Here is a 5,080-nt window from a genome sequence, read left to right as displayed (position 1 = left end):
CTGGAGGGGCGTGGGTTCAGGACGAGGCGGTTGCGGGTGTCGCACGCTTTCCACTCGTCGTTGATGGATCCGATGCTGGAGGATTTCCGTGCGGTTGCTCGCAGGTTGACGTACAACTCGCCGCGGGTCCCGATCGTCACCTCAGGGGATGTGTGTTCGCCGGATTACTGGGTGGACCAGGTTCGGGGCACGGTCCGGTTCTCTGATGCCGTACGGGAGGCGGATGCCCAGGCGTTCCTGGAACTGGGCCCGGACGGCGTGCTGACCGCGATGGCCGCCGAGACGTTAGGCCCGGACGCGGTACTGATCCCCGCCCTGCGCAAGGACCAGGGCGAGCAAAAGACGATCATGAACGCGCTGGCCCGGCTGCATGTCCACGGGGTGTCGATCGACTGGCAGGTGGTGTTCCCCGGTGCGCGAAAGGTGGAGCTACCGACGTACGCCTTCCAGAAGGAGCGCTTCTGGCCGAGCGTCCGGCGCGGCGGCGATGTGCGCGGGCTGGGGCTGGGGGCGGTGCGTCACCCGCTTCTCGGGGCAGTGGTCACCTCACCGGAGTCCGGCGGGGTGGTGCTGACCGGCCGGTTGTCGGCGCCGGCCCATCCGTGGATCGCCGATCACCAGGTCATGGGCCGGGTGCTGCTGCCCGGAACCGGGTTCGTCGAGCTGGTCGTCCGCGCGGGTGACGAGGTCGGCTGCGCGGTGGTCGAGGAGTTGGCGTTGCAGGCGACGCTGACACTGCCCGACTCCGGTGGCGTCCAGATCCAGGTGGTGGTGGACAGTGCCGGCGAGGGCGGTCGCCGGGCGGTGCGTGTGTACTCGCGGGTGGACGAGCACGATGGTGGCGAGTGGACGCTGCACGCGCAGGGCGTGCTCACGGAGCAGGCAGCCGAGCCAGGCTTCGACCTCGTGTCATGGCCGCCTGCCGGAGCGACGGAGCTCGACCTCGCGGGCGCGTACGAGCACCTGGCCGAGATCGGCTATGGCTACGGCCCCGCGTTCCAGGCCATGCGTACGGCGTGGCGCAGGGGGGAGGAGCTGTACGCCGAAGTCGTCCTGGACGAGCGGGAGGCCGCCGAGGCAGGGCGATACGGGATGCACCCCGCCCTCCTGGACGCGGCGATGCACGTGTCGCTGGTCGACCCCTCCGGCGTAACCGGGGGCGGGCGGGCGGTGCTGCCGTTCGTGTGGCAGCAGGTGGCTCTGCACGCTGCGGGCGCCTCGACGGTGCGCGTACGGGTGCGGCACACGGGTGAGCACACGTTGACCTTGGACGTGGCCGACGAGAACGGGCGTCCGGTGCTGTCGGCCGGATCGATGGTGGCTCGTCCCGTGTCGGCGGAGCAACCGGGTGAGCCGCCCCTGTTCCGGGTGGCGTGGAACCCGATCGACCTGCCCGCCCCCGACGCCGGCGTAGCCGAACTGCTGGACTGCTCGGAGCGGCCCGCAGGGGATGTGCCAGACGTGCTGCGTGCCGTGGTCGGCCGCGTGTTGGAAGCGCTCCAGGAACGGCTGGCGGGTTCGGATGCGGGGCCGCTGGTCGTGGTGACCAGGAGGGCCGTGGCGGTCAGCCGGGTGGAGAGTGCCGACGTGGCGGTCGCGCCGGTGTGGGGGCTGGTGCGCGCGGCGCAGGCCGAGCATCCGGGGCGGTTCGTGCTGCTGGACCTGGAGGAGGGACAGGACAAGGACGCGGCGGCGCGTATGGCGGTGGCGAGCGGGGAGCCCGAGCTGGCCATGCGGTCGGGGGCGTTCCTGGTGCCGCGGCTCGCGAGGATGCCGAAGCCCACGGCCGGCGAGTCCGGCTCTGAGCCATACCCGGACGCGACTGGGCAGCCCGGGGGCTTCCTCCGCGAGGCTGCGACGCCGTACAGCGGGTCGCTTGAGGGGACGGTGCTCGTGACGGGCGGGACGGGCGGGCTGGGGGCGTTGCTGGCCCGTCGCCTCGTGACCGATCACGGCGCGCGGTCGTTGCTGCTCGTGAGCCGGCGCGGACCGGCGGCCGAGGGAGCCGGGCGGCTGGTCGAGGAGCTGACCTCCCTCGGGGCCGAGGTCCGGGTGGTGGCCTGCGATGTCGCCGATCGGGAGGCGCTGGCGCAGGTGGTGGAGTCGGCGCCGCTGGTGGGCGTCGTCCACGCGGCGGGCGTGGCGGACAACGCGATGGTGGAGTCGTTGTCGCCGGAACGGCTGGACGCGGTGCTGCGCCCGAAGGCGGACGCGGCCTGGCATCTGCACGAGCTGACCCGGGAGCTGCCGCTGGTGATGTTCGTCCTGGTGTCGTCGGCGGGCGGCCTGGTGCTGGCGGCGGGCCAGGGCAACTACGCGGCGGCCAACGTGTGCCTGGACGCGCTGGCGGCCCACCGGCGCTCCCTCGGGCTGGCGGCGAACTCGCTGGCCTACGGGCTGTGGGATGTGACCACCGGGATGAGCGCGGAGCTGTCCGGCGCCGACCGTGACCGTCTGGCCCGGCTGGGGCTGCCCGCCCTGTCCGTGGACGAGGGGATGCGGCTGTTCGACCTGAGCCTGCGCGCGGACGAGCCGGTGACGGTGCCGTTGCGGGTGGACGTGAACGTGCTGCGAGGTCGAGGCGAGCAGTTGCCCGCATTGCTGCGGTTGCTGGTCCCCGCGGCCAGGCGGGTGGTGCGCGCGGTCGCCGGTCAGGGCGGCTCCGGACGGCGGCTGGCCGGGCTGGAGGTGGACGAGCGCCACCGGGAACTGGAGGAACTGGTGCGGCGGCACGTGGCGGCGGTGCTCGGCCACGCGTCCGGGGACCTGGTCGGGCCCGACCAGGCCTTCAGCACGATGGGCATGGACTCCCTGGCCGCGGTGGAACTCCGCAACCAGCTCGCCGCCGCGACCGGGTTGTCGTTGCCGGCGACGTTGGTCTTCGACTACCCGACGTCGCGCGGCGTCGCGGACTTCCTCGCCGCCGAGTTCTCCGGTCCGGTGGAGCCCGAACCTGCGCCGGAGCTGCCGGTGGCACGGTCGGTCGCGGACGACCCGGTCGTGATCGTGGGGATGGCGTGCCGTTATCCGGGTGGGGTCGAGTCGCCGGAGGATCTGTGGCGGCTGGTCATGGCGGAGACCGACGCGATCACTGGTTTCCCGGTGAACCGGGGGTGGGATCTGGAGGGGATCTACGATCCGGATCCTGACCGGGTGGGGACGTCGTACACCCGTCATGGTGGGTTCCTGCACGAGGCGGATGAGTTCGACGCGGGGTTCTTCGGGATCTCGCCGCGTGAGGCGTTGGCGGTTGATCCGCAGCAGCGGTTGTTGCTGGAGGTGTCGTGGGAGGCGGTGGAGCGGGCGGGGATCGAGCCCGGGTCGTTGCGCGGCAGCCGTACCGGCGTCTTCACCGGGGTCATGTACAACGACTACGGCCTGGCCCTGGGCAACGCGGCCGGTCGGTTGCACCAGGTCGCCGTCGGCGAGGTCGTCGAGGGGCTCGGCCAGCGCGACGCCGTCGAAGGCTACGAAGGCACCGGCACGGCGCCGAGCGTGGCCTCCGGCCGGGTGTCGTACACCTTGGGGCTGGAGGGCCCGGCGGTGACCGTGGACACGGCGTGTTCGTCGTCGTTGGTGGCGTTGCACCTGGCGGCGCAGGCGCTGCGCTCGGGGGAATGTTCCTTGGCGTTGGCGGGCGGGGCGACCGTGATGTCCACGCCGAACACCTTCATCGGGTTCGCCCGGCAGCGCGGGCTGTCGGAGGACGGGCGGTGCAAGTCGTTCTCCGAAGCCGCGGACGGCGTGGGCTGGTCCGAGGGTGTGGGTGTGCTGGTGCTGGAGCGGCTGTCGGATGCCCGGCGCAACGGTCACCAGGTGCTGGCCGTCGTGCGCGGGTCGGCCGTCAATCAGGATGGCGCGTCCAACGGCCTGACGGCGCCGAACGGGCCGTCGCAGCAGCGGGTGATCCGGCAGGCATTGGCAGGCGCGGGGCTCTCGTCCTCGGACGTCGACGTGGTCGAAGCCCACGGGACCGGCACGCGGCTGGGGGACCCGATCGAGGCGCGTGCCCTGATGTCCACGTACGGCCAGAGCCGTGCCGGTGATCAGCCGTTGCTGCTCGGCTCCGTGAAGTCGAACATCGGTCACTCGCAGGCGGCTGCGGGTGTGGCTGGTGTGATCAAGATGGTCATGGCGATGCGTGCGGGTGTGGTGCCGCGGACGTTGCATGTGGATGCGCCGTCGTCGCATGTGGACTGGGCTGAGGGTGCCGTCGAGCTGGTGACGTCGTCGGTGGAGTGGCCGGAAAGCGGTCGTCCGCGCAGGGCGGGCGTGTCGTCGTTCGGGATCAGTGGGACCAACGCGCACGTGATCATCGAGCAGGGCCCGGCGGTTCTGGACGTGGATGCGGAGCCGGTGCAGGCGCCGGTTCCTGTGGTGGTGTCGGGCCGGTCCGAGCAGGCGTTGCGGGCGCAGGCCGAGCGGCTGGCGTCCTGCTTGGACGACGGCGTGGATCTGGGCGACGCGGTGTTCTCGCTGGCGACGACGCGGTCGGTGTTCGAGCATCGGGCGGTGGTGGTCGCCGGGGATCGCGAGAGTGCGCTGGCCGGGTTGAGCGCGTTGGCCGAGGGCCGCCCCGGTGCCGGCGTGGTGCGCGGCGTGGTCGGCTCGGAGCCGCGGCTCGCGTTTCTGTTCACGGGGCAGGGGAGTCAGCGGGTGGGGATGGGGCGGGGGCTGTATGAGCGGTTCCCGGTGTTTGCTCGGGCGTTTGATGAGGTTGCGGCTAGGTTTGATTCTTTTGTTGGGGAGGATCTGGATCGGACGAGGTTTGCGCAGCCGGCTTTGTTTGCGTTGGAGACGGCGTTGTTCCGGTTGGTGGAGTCGTGGGGCCTCAGGCCGGATGTGCTGGTGGGGCATTCGGTCGGGGAGTTGGCGGCTGCGCATGTGGCTGGGGTGTTGTCGCTTGAGGATGCGTGCACGCTGGTTTCGGCGAGGGCTCGGTTGATGCAGGCGCTTCCCGCTGGTGGGGTGATGGTGGCGGTGGCGGCTGGCGAGGTGGAGGTTTCCGGTTTTGCCGGGGTGTCGGTCGCGGCGGTGAACGGTCCGTCGTCGACGGTGATCGCTGGTGCCGAGCGGGCGG

At 71.5% G+C, this 5,080-nt stretch carries 1 protein-coding gene; it reads left to right on the top strand.

The features are described from left to right. Nucleotides 1-63: 63 nt before the first annotated feature. Nucleotides 64-5,080 (top strand): type I polyketide synthase (locus ACWCSU_RS52635; RefSeq protein WP_449945188.1); only part of this gene is annotated, 5,017 nt, incomplete at its 3' end.

The sequence above is a fragment of the Nonomuraea sp. NPDC001699 genome (assembly GCF_053596455.1).
This window is presented reverse-complemented; position numbering and strand designations above follow the sequence as displayed.